The 19,026-nt window shown below is 35.3% G+C and carries 17 protein-coding genes; 10 read left to right on the top strand and 7 right to left on the bottom strand.

The features are described from left to right. Window positions 1–45 precede the first annotated feature (45 nt). The 4 genes from BET01_RS15020 to BET01_RS15005 form a co-directional block, all read right to left on the bottom strand. Window positions 46–999 carry an ABC transporter permease gene (locus BET01_RS15020; protein ID WP_120197615.1) on the bottom strand — a complete coding sequence of 318 codons (954 nt, stop codon included), beginning with the start codon at window positions 997–999 and terminating at the stop codon, window positions 46–48. Further along, window positions 996–2,105, bottom strand: a complete 1,110-nt coding sequence (locus BET01_RS15015) for an ABC transporter permease (RefSeq protein ID WP_120197614.1) — start codon at window positions 2,103–2,105, stop codon at window positions 996–998. The genes BET01_RS15020 and BET01_RS15015 overlap by 4 nt, the downstream gene beginning before the upstream one ends. A 2-nt stretch (window positions 2,106–2,107) precedes the next feature. Further along, window positions 2,108–3,637: an ABC transporter ATP-binding protein gene (locus tag BET01_RS15010; protein WP_120197613.1), complete on the bottom strand. Its 1,530-nt coding sequence runs from the start codon at window positions 3,635–3,637 to the stop codon at window positions 2,108–2,110. 202 nt (window positions 3,638–3,839) lie between these two features. Next, on the bottom strand, window positions 3,840–5,003 hold the full coding sequence (locus BET01_RS15005) for a BMP family lipoprotein (RefSeq protein ID WP_120197612.1): 1,164 nt from the start codon (window positions 5,001–5,003) through the stop codon (window positions 3,840–3,842). 443 nt (window positions 5,004–5,446) lie between these two features. On the opposite strand from BET01_RS15005, the gene ppdK reads away from it, so the two are divergent. The 7 genes from ppdK to BET01_RS14970 all read left to right on the top strand — a co-directional run bounded on the left by ppdK (window position 5,447) and on the right by BET01_RS14970 (window position 14,480). Further along, window positions 5,447–8,074: a pyruvate, phosphate dikinase gene (ppdK, locus tag BET01_RS15000; protein WP_120197611.1), complete on the top strand. Its 2,628-nt coding sequence runs from the start codon at window positions 5,447–5,449 to the stop codon at window positions 8,072–8,074. 284 nt (window positions 8,075–8,358) lie between these two features. Then, entirely contained in the window at window positions 8,359–9,513 is a 1,155-nt protein-coding gene (locus BET01_RS21895; protein WP_207667631.1) for a hypothetical protein, read from the top strand. Further along, window positions 9,503–9,934, top strand: a complete 432-nt coding sequence (locus BET01_RS14990; RefSeq protein WP_120197610.1) for a hypothetical protein — start codon at window positions 9,503–9,505, stop codon at window positions 9,932–9,934. Before BET01_RS21895 ends, BET01_RS14990 begins: the two co-directional genes overlap by 11 nt. Continuing rightward, window positions 9,927–11,678, top strand: a complete 1,752-nt coding sequence (locus tag BET01_RS21890) for a hypothetical protein (protein WP_207667630.1) — start codon at window positions 9,927–9,929, stop codon at window positions 11,676–11,678. Before BET01_RS14990 ends, BET01_RS21890 begins: the two co-directional genes overlap by 8 nt. A gap of 424 nt (window positions 11,679–12,102) precedes the next feature. Further along, window positions 12,103–12,852, top strand: a complete 750-nt coding sequence (locus BET01_RS14980) for a hypothetical protein (RefSeq protein WP_120197609.1) — start codon at window positions 12,103–12,105, stop codon at window positions 12,850–12,852. Window positions 12,853–13,422: 570 nt separating this feature from the next. Continuing rightward, window positions 13,423–13,962, top strand: coding sequence for a sigma-70 RNA polymerase sigma factor region 4 domain-containing protein (locus BET01_RS14975; protein WP_120197608.1), 540 nt, complete (start codon window positions 13,423–13,425; stop codon window positions 13,960–13,962). 41 nt (window positions 13,963–14,003) lie between these two features. Next, complete coding sequence (locus tag BET01_RS14970; RefSeq protein ID WP_120197607.1) at window positions 14,004–14,480, top strand: phage holin family protein; 477 nt, start codon at window positions 14,004–14,006, stop codon at window positions 14,478–14,480. 45 nt (window positions 14,481–14,525) lie between these two features. Here BET01_RS14970 and BET01_RS14965 read toward each other — a convergent pair whose 3' ends face one another. From BET01_RS14965 to BET01_RS14955, 3 genes are all read right to left on the bottom strand, one after another. Further along, window positions 14,526–15,107, bottom strand: a complete 582-nt coding sequence (locus BET01_RS14965) for an accessory gene regulator B family protein (RefSeq protein ID WP_120197606.1) — start codon at window positions 15,105–15,107, stop codon at window positions 14,526–14,528. Between the two features lie 76 nt (window positions 15,108–15,183). Next, window positions 15,184–16,464 (bottom strand): sensor histidine kinase, encoded by a 1,281-nt coding sequence (locus tag BET01_RS14960; protein ID WP_147422821.1) that lies wholly within the window; start codon window positions 16,462–16,464, stop codon window positions 15,184–15,186. 4 nt (window positions 16,465–16,468) lie between these two features. Then, window positions 16,469–17,206: a LytR/AlgR family response regulator transcription factor gene (locus tag BET01_RS14955; protein ID WP_120197604.1), complete on the bottom strand. Its 738-nt coding sequence runs from the start codon at window positions 17,204–17,206 to the stop codon at window positions 16,469–16,471. Window positions 17,207–17,539: 333 nt separating this feature from the next. Between BET01_RS14955 and BET01_RS14945 the strand changes: the two genes are divergently transcribed. From BET01_RS14945 to BET01_RS14935, 3 genes are all read left to right on the top strand, one after another. Continuing rightward, entirely contained in the window at window positions 17,540–17,848 is a 309-nt protein-coding gene (locus BET01_RS14945; RefSeq protein ID WP_120197602.1) for a hypothetical protein, read from the top strand. Between the two features lie 127 nt (window positions 17,849–17,975). Beyond that, window positions 17,976–18,116: a cyclic lactone autoinducer peptide gene (locus tag BET01_RS14940; protein WP_120197601.1), complete on the top strand. Its 141-nt coding sequence runs from the start codon at window positions 17,976–17,978 to the stop codon at window positions 18,114–18,116. A gap of 224 nt (window positions 18,117–18,340) precedes the next feature. Further along, on the top strand, window positions 18,341–18,964 hold the full coding sequence (locus BET01_RS14935; RefSeq protein ID WP_120197600.1) for an undecaprenyl diphosphate synthase family protein: 624 nt from the start codon (window positions 18,341–18,343) through the stop codon (window positions 18,962–18,964). The last annotated feature ends 62 nt before the right edge of the window (window positions 18,965–19,026 follow it).

The following is a 19,026-nucleotide window of genomic DNA, read 5'->3' as shown; positions in this document are numbered from 1 at the left end:
GGTTCTTCTTTATGATAATTCGATCAACATACCAAATCCAATTTACTATCTCTGCCCTTTATCATAAGGAATACCCTCTGCTTTAGGAGCCTGTGAGTTTCTGGAGGTAAAGATCAGTACAATCAGTGTGATAATATAAGGCACCATCTTGTAAAAGTAACTTGGAATCCCCAGGTCATGTAAAAATGGGATTCCGGAATAAGCAGATGCCACTGCCTTCATCAGTCCGAAGAACAGGGAGGCAAACATAATGTTGACCGGTTTCCACTGTCCAAAGATGAGTACAGCCAAAGCCAGGAATCCGTAACCAGCTACATCTGCATTAAAGTTAGTGGAGGTGGGAACCACGAACACAAGTCCGCCAAGTCCGCCAAGAGCTCCGGAAATGAGAACACCTGCATACTGCATGCGATAAACATTAATACCAGCCGCATCAGCCGCCTGAGGGTGTTCACCGCAAGAGCGAAGTCTAAGACCAAACTTGGTTTTATAAAGTACTACATAGGATAAAACAAAGATAACGATTCCAATATAGGTTGTAACGTATGCATTCTGGAACAGAAGAGGCCCGAGAAAAGGAATCTTTCCTAACACTGGTACAGAGACAATACGGAAGGTATTGCTAAATGGTACCTGCTGAACACCCTGGATAACACGCGCCACAAAGATGGCAAATGCAGGTGCAAACATGTTAAGAGCAGTACCACTGATTACCTGATCTGATTTCATGTTAATGGAAGCGTAGGCATGGAGGAGGGAAAATACCATACCAGTAGCCATGGAGATTACGGCTGCAATAAGAAGCTGTCCCTGTCCACTAAAGTTGCCGCCTGTTAAGCTTAAAAACAGAACTCCAGTAAAAGCACCCATGGTCATGATTCCTTCTAAAGCGATATTAATAATTCCGCTTCGCTCTGAAAACATAGCACCCAGAGCTACGATCATAAGGGGGATCATGAAATACATGGTCTGTTGGAAGATAAAATAAACGACATTCATGATTTCTTTCCTCCTTCCCTAGATTGTTCTGATATGGTTGCCTTTCTGCCATTAATTTTGTTAATTAAAAGTTTCACCATTAAAGCAAAGGCACTAAAGTAAATAATAACAGCTACGATAATATCGATAATTTCCGTTGAAAATTCAAACAACTGCAGATAGAATCCGCCAGCCGTTAAGTAAGCAATAAAGATACCAGAGAAAAGAATTCCGATTGGATTATTTAAGGCAAGCAATGCCACGGAGATTCCAGTAAATCCTTCCGAAGGAAGTACGTCCTTGATCTCAATATGTTTTCCGGTTCCAGCCAAATACAGTAAGCCGCCAGCCAGACCAGCGATAGCACCTGCGATCATCATGGAAAAAATAATGCTCTTTTTCTCATCGATACCTGCAAATTTGCTGGCGTCCCGGTTAAAGCCTACCGCCTTTAATTCATAACCAAAGGTAGTCTTATTTAAGATTAGCCAGATTAAAATTACGACTAGGATTGCAATGATGATGCCTCCATTGACACTGGAGCCTGGAAAGATCTTATCAAGACCCATCTTCGGAATATTGGCAGAAGCTGCCACATTGCGGGATTCATTGCGCAGGTTGTTAAACAGTGGTTTGTAGCTTTTTGTGATCCAGTTTACCAGATACATTCCGATATAGTTCATCATAATAGAAGCAATAACCTCATTTACGTTGAAATAAGCTTTTAAAAGTCCTGGAACAAGTCCCCATAATGCGCCAAAAGCCACGCTGGTAAGAAGAGCTGCGATCCAATGAACTGGCCCCAAAGAGGTGAAGAGGATTCCTACGTATACCGCACCAAATCCACCTACAATAAACTGTCCTGGAGTTCCAATGTTAAAAAGTCCAGTTTTAAATGCAAACCCTACGGATAGACCGGTTAAAATAATAGGAGTGGCATAATAAAACACCTGGCCAACACCTTTTGCACCATGGGTAAATGCTCCGGTTAAAATCGTCGCAAATCCCGGAAGTGCCTGTTGTGCATTGCAGAAAAACAAGACGATAAGACCTACGATCAGTCCTAAAACAATGGCAAAAATGGAAGAGAGGATGCCAGTATAATTCTTCGTTGATTTTTGTTTCATGACTACTCACCTTCTTTCTTTGCGCCTGCCATGTAAAGACCCAGTTCCTGAACTGTTACACTCTTTGGATCTAAGTCAGCGACAATCTCGCCTTCAAACATGACTAATATTCGGTCGCTTAAATTCATTACCTCATCTAATTCCAGGGAGACTAATAAGATAGCAGCACCAGCGTCCCTCTGCTTAATCAACTGATTGTGAATGTACTCAATCGCACCTACATCAAGACCTCTTGTAGGCTGAACGGCTAAAAGAATGTCAGGAGATTTAGAGATTTCTCTGGCAACGATAGCTTTTTGCTGGTTGCCGCCTGACATACTGCGAGTGATAGTAAAAGGACCTTCACTGCTACGGATATCATAATCCTTAATTAGCTTTTCTGCATATTCATAAATTTTATCATTCTTTAAAAAAGTACCGCTTTGAAAATTAGGTTGAAAATATTCCTGAAGAATCACATTGTAAGCCAGGTTATATTCCAGCACCAAACCATGTTTGTGGCGGTCTTCCGGGATATGAGACAGGCCATGTGTGTTTTTATAACGGATACTCTTTTTCGACATGTCTTCCCCGTTTATAGAAACGGTTCCGGAGCTCATGTCAGAGATACCGGTAATGGCATGGATAAGTTCTGTCTGGCCGTTTCCGTCAATGCCTGCGATGCAGACGATCTCGCCTCTGCTCACATGAAAGGAAACATCATGAACCAATTTCTTTTTCTGTCCTTCCCGTTTTGCTTCCACGGAAAGATCCTTAATTTCAAGCACTACATCACCAGGAGAGGACTGCTTTTTTTCAACGGTCAGATTTACCTTACGGCCTACCATCATCTCAGACATTTCTGCTGCTGAGGTATCCGCTACGTCAACAGTTCCAATATATTTACCGCGGCGCAGGACGCTGCAACGGTCTGCAACCGCCTTGATTTCATTGAGCTTGTGAGTGATGAACAGTATGGATTTTCCTTCTTTTACAAGGTCTCTCATGATCTGCATCAGTTCATCGATCTCCTGAGGGGTTAAAACCGCAGTTGGTTCGTCAAAAATCATGATTTCGTTATCACGGTAAAGCATTTTAAGAATCTCAACCCTTTGCTGCATACCTACCGTAATATCTGATATAAGAGCGTCCGGATTGACAAATAATTTATATTTTTCACTTAACTCCATTACTTTTTTGCGGGCGTCATCCATCTTTAAAAAGCCCCGCTTTGTTGTCTCCATACCCAGAACGATATTCTGCAGTACGGTAAAATTTTCAACCAGCTTAAAATGCTGATGAACCATGCCAATTCCCAGTGTGTTGGCATCCATTGGTCCGGTAATCTTTGCTTCTTTATCCCGTACCTTAATGACGCCCTTTTCTGGCTGGTATAGACCAAATAAGACACTCATAAGAGTGGATTTCCCCGCGCCGTTTTCACCAAGCAGGGCGTGTATCTCGCCTTTCTTTAACTGCAGTGTAATGTCATCGTTGGCGATGATACCGGGAAATTCCTTTGTGATGTGTAGCATCTCAATAATATAGTCCATAAAATCCCCCTCACTACGGTACCTGACTATGGGACCCGGTACCAATTCTTTAAAATATGCAACGAATTTTTATCGAAAAACGAAGAAGGGAGATGCCGTAGGAAACCATGTCTTTTTTGACTGGTGAACAAACGGCATCTCCCTTCCTCCTATCTGCTCCTATTACGAGCATTGTGGTATGCCCACAGGGCGTTTTTGCAGATTATTCTACAAATTTAATTGTTGTTTTTTCAAGCTTTAAGTCAACAGTAGGATTGTTATTATCCTGAGAAGGCTGTACAAGTGTTACCTTGCCATCTTTTAACTCTTTAAAAATCTTGTCGTAGTCTTCTTTTGTAAACTTTGTAAATTTAGAAGTGTCCATTGGAAGGCCGATACCGTCGTTCTTAGCGGAGAAGATGCTTGTCTTACCGCCTGGGAACTTGTCATCAAAATGAGCCTTTACACCATCGTAAACAGAAACTGAAAGCTGTTTCATAGCAGAGGTGATAACAGATGGAGATTCAAAGCTCTGGTCAACGTCAACACCGATCATCTTACCGCCTTTTTCTTCAGCAGCAGCCATAACGGAGTTACCTACAGCACCGCCACATCCAAAGATAGCCTGAGTGCCATTCTGGAACCAGGAAGCAGCCATAGACTGTGCTTCTGGTGTAGCAGCGAATGCGCCAGTGTAGTTATACATGATTTCGATATTATCAATGCCTAATTCTTTTGCTGCATAGTCAGCACCCTCTGCAAATCCGTAACCGAAACGAACAACAGCAGGAACAGCCATTCCGCCTAAGAAACCAAGCTTTGTATTGCCATCTTTAACAGCAGCGTAGCCAGCTAAGAAACCAGGCTCGTCCTCCTGGAAAAGGATAGGCATAACATTCTTTTCAATTCTCTTTTCTGAATAATCAGCATTGTGAGGTTCTCCATCAAGAAGGATGAAATGAACATCTTTGTACTGATCCTGTGCTAGGAAAACTGGTTCTTCAAATAAGAATCCTGGGCAAACAACAAGCTTTGCTCCGCCTTCAACAGCAAGACCAATGGTCTCAAGATAGGAATCAGTCGTTCCTTCCTGTGGCTGATAGTATTTGTAGGAAACACCTTTCTCCTCTGCATACTTTTTCAACCCTTCCCAAGCACCCTGGTTAAATGATTTGTCATCAATAGTTCCAAGGTCTGTAACCAATGCAATCTCGTATCCAGTGGATGAGTCAGTCTTCTTTGAAGTATCTCCCTTGGATTCGGCGGCAGTTGTGGTTTCCGCTGGTGCTGCTGTAGTAGCTGCAGTACCTGGCTTAGAAGAACCACATGCGCTTAATGTAGCAGTCATTAAAACTGCCATAGCCAATGCTAATGCTCTCTTTTTCATAATACTTGTTTCCTCCTGTTATCGATTGTTTTTCAGAGATAACAATAATGTATCATATTTTTGTTCTGTAGACAATCTTATTCGTTGTTATTTTAATGAAAAACAATAGCAAAAAATCACGGTTTTATATCTCCTAGCTTATTATACGGTTTTTACTAATTTTGTCACTTCCAATTATTGGAAGCTTCATAATAAATATAAAAAAATGGATAAAATTATAACAAAATCGCATATGCGACTACAAATCGCATATGAGAAAAAGACAGACTATAAGATCGAATAAAGTAGAATTGTATCGAAAAATGACGAAATAATATATAAAAAACTGGGAAAACCTATTTACTAGTACTCTTTTTATGTTATAATATTTGCATGACTTTTCCTTATAAGGATCAAGTGGAAGAGTAAACTATCCAACATATTTTCGAGGAGGAACTTTACTTATGGCAAAAAAATGGGTTTATCTGTTTACCGAGGGCAATACTGAAATGAAGAATCTCTTAGGGGGCAAGGGGGCCAATCTGGCAGAGATGACGAATTTGGGTCTTCCAGTACCTCAGGGGTTCACCATTACAACAGAAGCCTGTACCCAGTATTATGAAGACGGCGAAAAAATCAATGATGAGATCATGGGTCAAATCATGGAATACATCGAGAAGATGGAGGAGATTGCAGGGAAAAAGTTTGGCGATAAAGAAAACCCTCTCCTAGTTTCTGTTCGTTCCGGTGCAAGAGCATCCATGCCTGGTATGATGGACACCATCTTAAACCTTGGCTTGAATGAAGAGGTAGTAGAGGTTTTGGCTGCTAAATCATCAAATCCTAGATGGGCATGGGATTGTTACCGTAGATTTATCCAGATGTTTTCTGATGTTGTTATGGAAGTTGGGAAAAAGTTCTTTGAGGAATTGATTGACAGAGTTAAGAAAGAAAAAGGAATCACGGAAGACGTAGATTTGACAGCGGATGATTTAAAAAAACTTGCTTATCTGTTCCGAGAAGAGTACAAAGTTAAAATAGGCAAAGACTTCCCAGATGATCCAAAGACACAGCTTATGGAGGCAGTTAAGGCAGTGTTCCGTTCCTGGGATAATCCACGGGCCAACGTATATCGACGCGATAACGATATTCCTTATTCTTGGGGTACTGCAGTTAATGTTCAGATGATGGTCTTTGGAAATCTAGGAGAAACATCAGGAACTGGTGTAGCATTTACCCGTAACCCAGCAACTGGAGAAAAACATCTAATGGGAGAGTTCTTAATGAATGCCCAGGGGGAAGATGTAGTTGCAGGTGTCCGCACTCCAAGAAAGATTGATCAGCTTAAGGAAGTAATGCCAGAGGCTTATAATAAATTTGTAGAGATCTGTGGCAAGTTGGAAGATCATTACAGAGATATGCAGGATATGGAATTCACCATTGAAGATACGAAATTATATATGCTTCAGACCAGAAACGGGAAGCGGACCGCAAAGGCTGCTTTAACCATTGCCTGTGACCTGGTTGATGAAGGAATGATTTCAGAGGAAAAAGCGGTCAAGATGATTGATCCAAGAAACTTAGATACCCTTCTCCACCCACAGTTTGACAGTGAGGCATTAAAGAATACAGAACCGATTGGGAAAGCACTTGCAGCTTCACCTGGAGCCGCCTGCGGTAAGGTTGTATTCAATGCCGATGATGCAAAATGCTGGCACGAAAAAGGTGAGAAGGTTATTTTAGTGCGTCTTGAGACTTCACCAGAAGATATTGAAGGTATGAAGGCGGCTCAGGGAATCTTAACGGTACGTGGTGGAATGACATCTCACGCAGCCGTAGTCGCTCGTGGAATGGGAACCTGCTGTGTTTCTGGCTGTTCTGAAATTTCTATGGATGAAGATAATAAGACGTTTACCCTGGCAGGAAAAGAGTTCCACGAAGGTGACTGGTTATCTCTTGATGGCTCTACCGGTAAAATCTATGATGGAGTCCTTCCTACAATGGATGCTACAATTGTGGGAGAGTTTGGAAGAATTATGGCTTGGGCTGATAAATATAGAAGATTGAAAGTAAGAACCAACGCTGACACTCCAGCCGATGCCAAAAAAGCAAGAGAGCTTGGAGCAGAGGGAATTGGTCTTTGCAGAACAGAGCATATGTTCTTTGAAGGTGACAGAATTGATGCATTCCGTGAGATGATTTGCTCTGATACAGTGGAAGAGAGAGAGGCTGCTCTTGAAAAAATCCTTCCGGTACAGCAGGGAGATTTCGAAAAACTGTATGAGGCATTGGAAGGAAATCCTGTTACCATCCGTTTCCTGGATCCACCACTTCATGAGTTTGTTCCAACGGATGAAGAAGATATTAAAAAGCTTGCTGATGCCCAAGGTAAGACAGTGGCACAGATTAAGAATATTATTAACTCCCTTCACGAGTTCAACCCAATGATGGGACACAGAGGTTGCCGTTTGACCGTTACATATCCTGAGATTGCAAGAATGCAAACCAAAGCAGTAATTCGGGCCGCTATCAATGTTCAGAAGGCTCATGAGGACTGGAATGTTTGTCCAGAAATTATGATTCCTCTTATCTGCGATGAAAAAGAACTTAAGTTTGTTAAGAATATTGTTGTTGAGACAGCCGATGCAGAGATTGCAGCCGCTGGCAGTAATCTAAAATACGAAGTAGGTACTATGATTGAGATTCCAAGAGCAGCTCTTATGGCAGATGATATTGCAAAGGATGCCGAGTTCTTCTGCTTTGGAACCAACGATCTGACACAGATGACTTATGGTTTCTCTAGAGACGATGCTGGTAAATTCTTAAATGCTTATTATAACACTAAGATTTTTGAGAATGATCCATTTACCAAATTGGATCAAATCGGTGTAGGAAAGCTGATGGAGACTGCTATTAAGTTAGGAAAAAGTGTTCGTCCTGATATGCACATCGGTATTTGCGGTGAGCACGGCGGTGATCCTTCCTCTGTAGAATTCTGCCATAAGATTGGTCTGGACTACGTTTCCTGTTCTCCATTCCGTGTGCCAATTGCAAAGCTCGCAGCAGCACAGGCAGCACTAGCAAATAAGTAAGATGAAAAATTGTTATATTTTTTTCTGAGAATAACATGAAAGCCCTTATATTAACTGAAAAGTTAGTGTGAGGGCTTTTCGCAATTAATAAATAATTATAAAGATGCTCTATCTGTCGTAATTTGACAAAAATAACAAATTAATTATAAAAAATGGGATGTTTAATATGGAAACGTGTAGTATAATAAATTAATACTGGATTTTTATAAACAAATAAAAATATTTTTTTTATTAGTCAAAATATAAATAATAACAGTTGATTTTTAATAGGGGGAGGAGTTGCTATGGCAAGTAATGGAGGCATAAGTAGTTTAAGTGGATTTGCATATCAGATTAAAGTTTTTGTTTATTATTTAGAAAAATTACAAGATAATATGGAGATAGGTTATGAGACTTTTGAAGATGTTGCTATAAAATATAAACCTGATGACTTAGAATATATTGATAAAAAATGTGTAGATTTTAATAGCTTATTAAAGACCTCGAAAGGAATTACAGCTATTCAAGTTAAAAAGAAAAAATTGGATGCAAAAGACTTCAAGCAGCTTTTATATAACTGGATATTACTAGAAATGTCTGATGACCCAATAACCAATTATATTTTATTAATGGATAGTAGTTATAATAATAGTGATTTGATTTTCGATAAATCTGCCTTAACAATTTATGATGAAATAGTACAATCGAACGAAGACGTTAAATCGTTAAAAAGTCAGATTAAAAATATAATTGATAATGATTTTTCTAAATTTGAAAATGCTTATAATAATATAAGAGCTAATTATGAATTTAAAGAAATAGTTGATATGGATGAAATGCTAAATCAAGTATATGGAAAAACATTTCATAAACCAAGCGTTAATTCAAAGGTATATGAATGTAGGATAAAGGCTTTACTTTCTAAAATTACTTGTGAAATAATGGAGAGTGTAGTCAAAAATAAATCATATACATGTAAATATGACGATCTTATCCACTTTTTAGAGGAGATATGTCAAGATATCTCTGATAAAGAAATATATACGGATTTTAGTATTTTTAAGAGTTTAAATCATATTAGTTTGAAAGATACTGAAATAGCTATGTCGAGACAATATAAACAATTGTGTGCATGCTTTTATTCTGAAAATAAAATCGAAGAACACCTTGTTTATGAACAATATTATAATGATTATAAGCTTGGAAACTTAGAGAATATGAAGAAATATAAAATAGATACTATTGAAGATACAACCTATAGTCATTTTACAGATGCTAAAGAATATCTGAATAACATTAATAATGACAAACCGTTTTTTAGGTTAGATGAAACTAAAAAAAGGGGAAACTCATATACTTTGAATGAACAAATTTATTATGGTTCAGCAATTCATTTAACAAAGGAAGATATTGAGAAAAAATTATTAATATCTTGGAAGGACGTTAAAGATGAGTACTAATACACAAAAAATGGAAGTTCTTTTAATTTCAAAATATTGCCATATAGTTATTAAGATTATTGGTGTGCATAAGAATTTAAGTGTTAATAAAACTCTTTTCTTTGCATATTTACTTAATAAAAGTAACTTCAATTATGAAAATATATATCGTAGTAATACATCTGTAGATATATTGTTAAAATGTATTTCTCAAATCACAGGTAATTATCATGATTATTGTAAAAGTATTGAATATATAACTAAAGCTATACATTTACTTATAACAAATGGACAATTAATAATTAATGGTAATGAATTAATATATAATAATGAACAGCAAGCTATTTTAAGTTATGGAAATATATTTATTGAGAATGCAATAAATAAATGTAGAGATATTTCAGATAGACAGTTTATGAAAGAGGTGATATCTAATGTTTAATATAGAAAAACTTACATTGATAAGTACTGATGAGCAAACATTTACTTACGAATTTAATGAAGGTTTAAATTATATAAAAGGAAAAAATAGTTCTGGTAAAACAGAGTTTTATAAGTTTTTAGATTTTATGTTTGGATCATCATATGATTTGAGTGAATGCCCATGGTATCATGGCACTTTGAAAAAGGGAATAATGAAATTTACATACAATAACTTAACATACAGAATAACAAGAACCATGAAAACTTCTGTTAATTATTTTTCTTATTTTGATGAAGAAGATAAAGAACCAATTAGTTTATCTGAATATAGAGATAGACTTGAAGCAGTATTTGCTATTGATAAAGATAATTTAAGAAGATTACATGATTTTGCAGATGAAAATATAACCTATAGAACATTTACAGTATTTAGCTTTTTAGGCGAAATAAGACAAGGCAATTTAATTGACTTTTTTGATAAATGTAGTGATTTAAAATATTCGATAAAAATGACTTCAATTTTGAATTTTATCTTTAATCGAAACACTGAAAAACTCTTTAAACTAAAAAAGGAGTTAGAAAAACTTAAAAAAGATATAAGTGGGCTAGAAAGCATATCTGTAAAAAATAATTTAAACAGACAAAAAATTAATATGAATTTACCAAAACTAAATTTGAACATCGTGTATAATGGTAATAACAAAGAAGAAATATCTAATAAAATTTTCGAAATGAAAAATATGATAAATTCTAAAAATCCAATAGAAAGTCAACCTATTTCAGAATTAGAAGTAATCTATAATAATATCGACGATCAAATAAAAATTTATGATTATAGAAAAGCTGAAATGAAAACTATTCAACATGAAAATGAAAATAGAAAAGTTTTACTAAATAATTTACATGGCATTATTGCTGAAAGAGAGGATTTTAACTATTTAATAGAACCTCTAATTTCTCTAGTTGATGAGCTTAAAAATAGCATCACTTTTAATAAATACGTTATAAGCGATGAAACCGTAAAAAAATTAAGGCAACAGCGAGATAAAGTGAAAGAAGAAATACTGAGAAGTAACAATAAATATATTAGATTTCAATTAGATGAAAAAGCAAAGGTTATTGCTATAATTGAAGATTGTATTGCTTCCGATATAGAAGAATTTGATAATGATGAGCTTGATAGTATGAAAAAAAGAGCTAATGAATTAAGAAATGATATTAAGAATCTATCAAATGCAGATGATGAAAAAAAAATAAAAAAAATATCAGATTTTATAACCTCACTGTATAAGAGTGCAATAGGTGTTTCTGATATTATTGAACAAGATTTCAAAGATGAAACTTTTAATATAAAATATTTTAAAAGAGGAAATTCGCTAAAGACAATGAATATAAAAAAGGGGAGGGATCATAACGGTAAGGAAATAAATATTGATGCTATTCAACCTACAGGAAGTTTAGCAAGACACACATTAATACAACTTAGTGGTTATTTGGCTTTTTTGGAATTACTTATTAGAGAGGAGAAATACCCAATTATTCCAATTTTAGTTTTAGATCATATATCTAAACCATTTGATATTGACAATCCAGGAGCCATTGGTAAAATTATAGAAAATGCATATAAAATAATTAAGAAAAAAAACCTACAAATTTTTATTTTTGATGATGAATTCTATGAAAAATTAGGAATAATACCTGATCATTATGAAGAATTAGTTGAAAAAAATAAATCAGGATTTAATCCATTTTTTCATCAATAAAATTTTAAGTATAGATTAGAATGTAATCTTGGAAGTATTTGTATACAAGGATTTAAAACAATATTTGCTAGAAAGTGACTCCGAAATTCAATTCTTATAAAATGCCTTGATTTTGTCTGTGATAGACATTTTCAAGGCATTTTCATTTTAATCTTGTTTTTAGTTCATTTCGTAATAAGACCCTTATATCTTACTTTTATTACTTCCAATAAAGATGCTATTACAAATCATAAAAAATAAACGATAAAAGGAAGATAGAGTACAAGGAGAATATTACATTCAGAATAGATATTCTTACGTTGAATTAGATATAAAAACAATACATGCTAAAATTATAATTTAGTCTGTAGCGAAATGAAATATAAGACTTTTGAAATAGATCGGGGATAGCACGTTTACAGGTAAAAATAGGGGAGGAAGTAGGTTGAAAAAGAAAATAATGTTATTTGCAGCATCACTCTTCACTATATGCGCAATAACAGCTTGCCAGGTTTCTGGTGCTAAGGGGAACGGGGAACAGAGTAGTTATTATAATGCAGAAGATAAGCAAAAAAGTGATGGCAGTAAAGATAATGCGAATTTTGATAATTCTGCAATAGATAATAGTTGGCAATCTTCTTATAAAGACATTATAAACTATTCAAAAGAATACTTAATTGATCCATACGGATTAAGAGATGAAAGTATTTCTGACCGATGGATCTACTTAAAGACCCATGATTTCAACAATGATGGGATACCAGAATTAATATTTGGTGATAACGTATCCATTAATATCTTCTCTTATAAAGACAATAAAATAGAAAAGATTATTGATTTATACGAGCCTGAAGGCTGGTATTCAATCAATCGTATATATTATAGAAGAAACAGCCTTATTCTTGTCAGTGACGGTTCCAGTGGATCTGCCTACGTATGTCTAACCTATAAGGATGGAAAATATGTGACAGGTTTTTTTAATGATTACAACCCAACAGTAGCAGCTATTGATGAACAAGATACTACTTTTGAAGCTTTCAGTAAAGTATTTAATATATCAGATCTATCAGAGCAAAGCAAAGTTCCCTTAATTATGATGGTTGGTAGTCATGATGATATATCAATTAGAATAAAGGAGGGGGAACCGAGTATTCCTCTCAACAAGATAGATCTGTCCAAGTTATCATTAAAGTAACTGAAGTAATGAAGCAATTGAAGCAGTGAAGCAATGATTTAATTGAACTGATGGGGTAATAGAAGCGATGAGGTATACAACCTTTTAGAATGTTAACAATATAACAAAAAATAACAGAATATAACAAATTATAACAAAGGGACTGTCGGTTGATAGTTCTTTTTTTGATTTCTCAACCATCACATCTTAATTACCTTCCACAAAATAATCCTTATGAGCAACCATATTTTAGTATTATAACAAGATATTTTTATAAAAATCAAGATAAACCCTGAATAACTGTATATATGAATAGTTAAATATACATTGTTTTTAGATAACAATAAGTTACATTAAGATAATGTTAAAAAAATATATATTAAATCGTGACTTTATAGTCATGACCATTATTTTGTGCATTAACACTGAATAAAAAGGATTTTCTTCCTTTTGTTCAGTGTTTTTTACATGTATCGGAAAAGTGATAGTTTTTTGACTAAAATCAATCAGTAAGAATAAGAAAAAAATATCTGTTGAATTCAGTTTACAAATTTACCCTTTTTTTCTTTTTACCTTTTAGGAGGGAAAAAAATGGGAGATAGCATACAAGTACTTATAAAGGATTATAAGAATGGAAACAAAGAGATATTCTTACTGATCGCAGATAAGATGGAACCACTCATAAGTAAATATGTTCGTCTTTTATATAAAGATGAAAAAGAGGACATGCATTCCGAATTCGTACTTTGTCTTTTGGAGGCTGTGAATACTATGGGTTATTATCAGGAGGAGGGGCAGTGTATTTATTTTCTAAGCAGAGCCTTAAAAAATAGGTTCCTTGAGTTGTACAAAAAGAGTAAGCTGCATTATGACAGTGAATCCGTTGTAGAGGACGAGTTTTTTTCCAAGATTGATATCAATCAATCGGAATATGAGGATTTTATATTTTTAGAAGATCTAAAGGAATTGATACGGAAGGAGGACGGGAAACAATACGATATTCTTTGCAATATTATTTTTAAAGACGAGTCCGATGCAGTCATTGCAAAAAAGAATCAAGTCTCGAGACAGTATGTGAATCGAGTTAGAAAAAATTTCTATCAACTTTTAAAAGAGAAATATTTTAATTAGCAGTCGCGATACATAACAATGAGATTGGGAAAGGGATTAAAATGGATAAGAAAATATTTTTAGAAAGGGGCACGATGGGGGCCATAGGTGCATGGGTTATGGATCAATTTGATCTGTTGCTTCCAACCGTATTTTTGTTGACAATACTGATGATTATTGATTATCTTTCCGGGATGCTTGCGTCTAAAAAAGAGGCATTAGATCATCCCAACAGCAAACAGTATGGTTGGAACAGCAAAAAAAGTCTTTTAGGAATCTATAAAAAAGCAAGCTACATCTTTATTATATCTGTGGCAGTCTGTACTGATTATATTATTTATAAGTTTACGGTAGAATTAGGAATAAAGTTTGAGCATAAAACCATCTTTGGATTACTAGTAACAACCTGGTTAATTGTAAATGAATTAATTTCTATTTTAGAAAATGCTGGACGTATGGGAGCAAATCTACCAGATTTTCTTAAAAAAGTATTGACTGAATTACAAAGTAGCATTGATAAAAAGGGAAAGAAAATGTGATTTACAGGCTGCGTATCTCCCTTTCCCTTTTTCATAAACTTCTTTTTACTGACCAGGTTCCAGGCTTCGTTGCTTTATTTTGGAGATCACCAAAGTGATAAATACCAGAAGATAGGTAAGTGTCTCTAATAAAAGGTATTTATCGAGCTGGAATATTAAAAAGACCAATGCAGCAACAAAACTGAGTATAAATGTAAAATTAGTTTTTTGAATGAATATGGCATTCTCCTCTTCAACCACGGGTCGGTTGGGGTGATCAAAGGATCCGGTAAGTTTCACTGCTACTAATAAGATTAAAAAAAGTAAGAAGGAAACAGGAGCGTTTAAATGGATATGCTTTACCAGCAATAAAATATAGGTCATGGTTATGCAGGAAAAAATCAGGCAAGAGTAATATGATTTAAGATGCAGTCCCCCATTAAAGGAACGAAGAGGAACAAAAAATAAAAAAAACAGGAGGCATTCTATTTCCATATGTAAGGAAATCGCGATGAGGATACTACAGATGATATTTAAAGAAAGTTCTAAAAAGCTTTGGAAGCCATATAAGTAAATGTCGTAATTCTCTTTTGTGATGACTCCCTTTTTCATTATGTAATTTGTTAATACAATGGATAATCGTTCCATTTGTGATCCTCCTGTCAATATCTTATTTCATCAAATCAATGTTATGCTTATTGTGTGAGGAAGCTTGAATAGAACATCATTTTTCCTCATCTTCATATAAGATTACCGCAGCTTTAAAGATGTCGCCTTGTGTCTCAGTGGTTAGCTCTCCATTACAGTTGGTAACGGCTTGTTCAATTGAGAGCATTCCCATTCTGTGTTTTGATTGAATGCTTCTTTCCCCTTCGGGTGATGGAATGCCTTCAAATGTATTCCAGACCACAATTGATAGGATTTCCTTTTGATAGGACATTTGCATTCCGATCATTCGTTTCCCGCTAGTTACATGACGGCACGCGTCCAGAGCATTTTCTAACAGGTTCCCTAAAATGATAGTAAGGTTGCCGTTTTGGAAGGGAAGAACAGGTGGAATGAAAATATTTGCATTAAATTCGATGTTTTCCTTTAGTGCGACGGAGCATTTGTAATTCACAAGAGAATCCACAACGATGTTGCCGCTTCGGGAGATTTCATATATCTTTTTGGATGTCCCATTATCAAGAAGGGACGTTAAGTAATTGATTGCTTCTTGTTTCTTATCCGCATTTACCATACCAAGTAAACAAATTAAATGCTGCTTAATGTCATGACGAAGCATTCTTACCTCAGCGTTTTGAGCTTCTCTTTCCTTTGCCTGTTGATTGCACAGGTCTAATTGCTGCTCATAAAGCATGGTTTTTTTTTGGTATTCTGTGTTCTGCGCCAGAGATTCAAATACTTCAAAAATAACATAATTAATAAAAAGAAGCATAATTCCAGAAACAAAAGAAAATACCAGTTCTTCATCAGATTTATTGCAAATGAGGAAGATATTATGCATGATGTAGATACTTCCCGCTGGCACGATAAAGAGGAAGGCCATGTACCGAAAGGAAATATCTGTAATACTTTTCTGTTGTAGACAATTACCTGTAATGATTGCAAACACCAGCATTACAATTTTTGATATAATAGTCCCTGAGAGTCCTGATCTATCGTCAAAATTAAGCATATATAAGATCATATGGACGATGATCTCCACCAACATCCAGATCGCACAAATTAGAAAAGAAAATATAGCACATTTTCTAAGGCTTTCTGTATTAGAGATACTGGTAACCAGAAATACGAAGAACATATTTAGCAGTAAAGTGATTACCGGTGGAAGGGGTTCCCCCATACCAATGTATACCTGGAAGAAAAAGTAGGTAATCCAGACCAGATAATTTGGTAGTTTGAAGGGCGTAGGAATAAAAAATGCGTTGATACACTTTCTTATTACAAGAATGTAAAAAAGAGAAAGAAAGGGGCTTACAATGGCGGCAGAAAGTATGCTCACAGCATTATACACCTGCCTTTCTGCTTGCTAGATCGCACAATTGTATTCTTATTTTCTTCTGCCGGTCCTCGCTGATTTGGAGTGTAATCTGGGTTCCATTATTTTCTATGATCAAATTGGAAAAGTTCATTTTTCTTACGTAATCGTAATTGACCAAATAAGATTGATGGATACGAAGATAACGCTGATTAATTTCTTTCAGTTCATTTTCTACGTCATTGAGCTTTCCGTAGAAGTATTCTTCCTCTCCATTTCTTAGATAAATATGTACGATCCGATTCCGACTTTCAAAATAGATCACATCTTTTAGAGCTACTTTTTTGATTTCTTTGTTAAAATTAAATTGATAATAAACATTATTTTCACTAATTCGTTGATACGCTTCTTGAAAATATTGTGAAAACTTAGAATGATCTAATGGTTTGGACAGGAACCGGAATGGCTCCACTTCAAATAATTCCTTTAGATACTGCTCATATCCGGAGATATAAATTAATAATACGGATTTATCGGTCTCTCTAATATGGCGTGCAGCTTCAATTCCATTTTGCTGGGACATTTCGATATCCAGGTATATTAAGTCAAATATGTTTCCCTGACGGATATATTTTTCCAGCATGACACCATCAAAAAATACATCAATTTCAATTTCGATACCACTTGATTCTGCTTCCAATCTCAATGTTTTTTCTAACATACCTGTAAACAGGAAATCATCATCACAAATTGCGACTCGTAACATATTTTCACTTCCTTATTTTAAATTTAGATTCGTATTTTCATGAAGCAACAGGGGGATGCGCTTTGAAAATCGGTATGCTTTTCCCCTTTTTTTTTCTCGGGGCGTATGGTCACAATCAACATATATTATACAGTATAATTGGAAGTTTTTGTATAGTTGTAGTGATAATTGTAAGAAAAAAAAGAAAAAGATTTGTATTAAGTGAAAATTACGTACAGAACCGTGATTTCAACGAGGTAAGCTTTTTGAGACGGAAATATTATATTTTCGTATTGCTCTGTAAATCAGAATGATAAATTAGGATTAATATAAATGGAAGTGAGGTGATACTATTTGAATCTATATTTACTTTTGTTTCTTGCTGTTGGCATGTTGATATTAATTATGTATTTATTCGTTACCATACTTAATAAAGATTTTTCAGTTAAGAAAAATAGAAAAATCTATAATATAAATTTCATTATTACGATTATCATTACCAATTATTTAGAATGGGATGAAGTAAGATTCGATTATAGTAATGAATTTTTAGTGGAGAATCTGGTATCCTTAATTAATCTAATCAATATATTCCTATGTTTGACGCTTTTGCTTTTACTAATCTTTTCAAAGGATAAGAATGAGATGAAAAAAAGAAGTTAGTCTTACTCATTAAGGCTATAATATGGGAAAAATGACATGCAGTGTCGGAATTTTTACATCTAAGCATATTTTCAAATATCCGATACTATAATGGAATCATCTTATTATAAAACAATGGGGGTAAATAATGAAAAGTAAAACAAACAACGCAGCAAAATTTATGGAGAAATTAGCAAGAAAATCTTTGGAAGTGGCAGCAGAGAGCAGATGTATGTACATATATCATCAGCCTAAGATGCCAACAGATTTAAAGAAATTCAAAAAATAATCAATTATCACATGAATCTCAATTTGAATCTTACCAATTCTAGGTTTTCTCTTACAAAACGCCCTGTATAAATCACGCTTTCTGTTGCTAAGCAGATAAGTGTGATTGATACAAGGCTATTTATTTGAAGCAATAACAGTCTCATGCCTACTATTTTCATTATGGAATTGAAAAAAGTGGCTATACTCTCTTTATATTTCCAAATGGAAAAAGGAGGAAGAAAAATGAGAATTCCAAAACACATTGGTATCATACCCGATGGAAACCGTCGCTGGGCGGTGGAACAGGGGATGAAAAAAGAGGATGGATACGATAACGGGATTTTGCCCGGTATGGAGCTCTATCATATTTGTAAAGATTTAGGAATCAAAGAAATGACTTTTTACGGGTTTACGGCGGATAACACCAAACGCCCCACAAGTCAACGAGAGGCATTTTCAGATGCCTGTATAAAAGCGGTAGAGAGATTATCGGTAGAAGATGCAGAACTTCTTGTTTTGGGAAAAACGTCCTCTGCCATGTTTCCAGAGATCTTAAAGCCATACACCATCAGATCAAGGTTTGGTGGGGGCGGCATGAAGATAAATTTTCTTGTGAATTATAGCTGGGAGTGGGATTTGGGGCTTTATGATGGTTCCATTGGCCCTCAGCTAAAATCCTCAGATGTCTCAAGAATCGATTTGGTGGTCCGGTGGGGAGGTCGTAGAAGACTTTCCGGCTTTCTACCAGTACAATCGGTATATTCTGACATATATATTGTGGATGATTATTGGCCTGACTTCAATGCTCAGCACGTTTATGATGCAATAGAATGGTATTCCAGTCAGGACGTTACTCTAGGGGGGTAATGAGTATAATATCCATATAAAAAGCAGCGGCTTGATGAATCCAATCCGCTGCTTTTTTAAGC

Source organism: Lacrimispora algidixylanolytica, assembly GCF_003609635.1.
Lineage (GTDB): Bacteria > Bacillota > Clostridia > Lachnospirales > Lachnospiraceae > Lacrimispora > Lacrimispora algidixylanolytica.
Note: the sequence above shows the minus strand (reverse complement) of the source record. Positions and strands in the feature narration are given on the sequence as shown.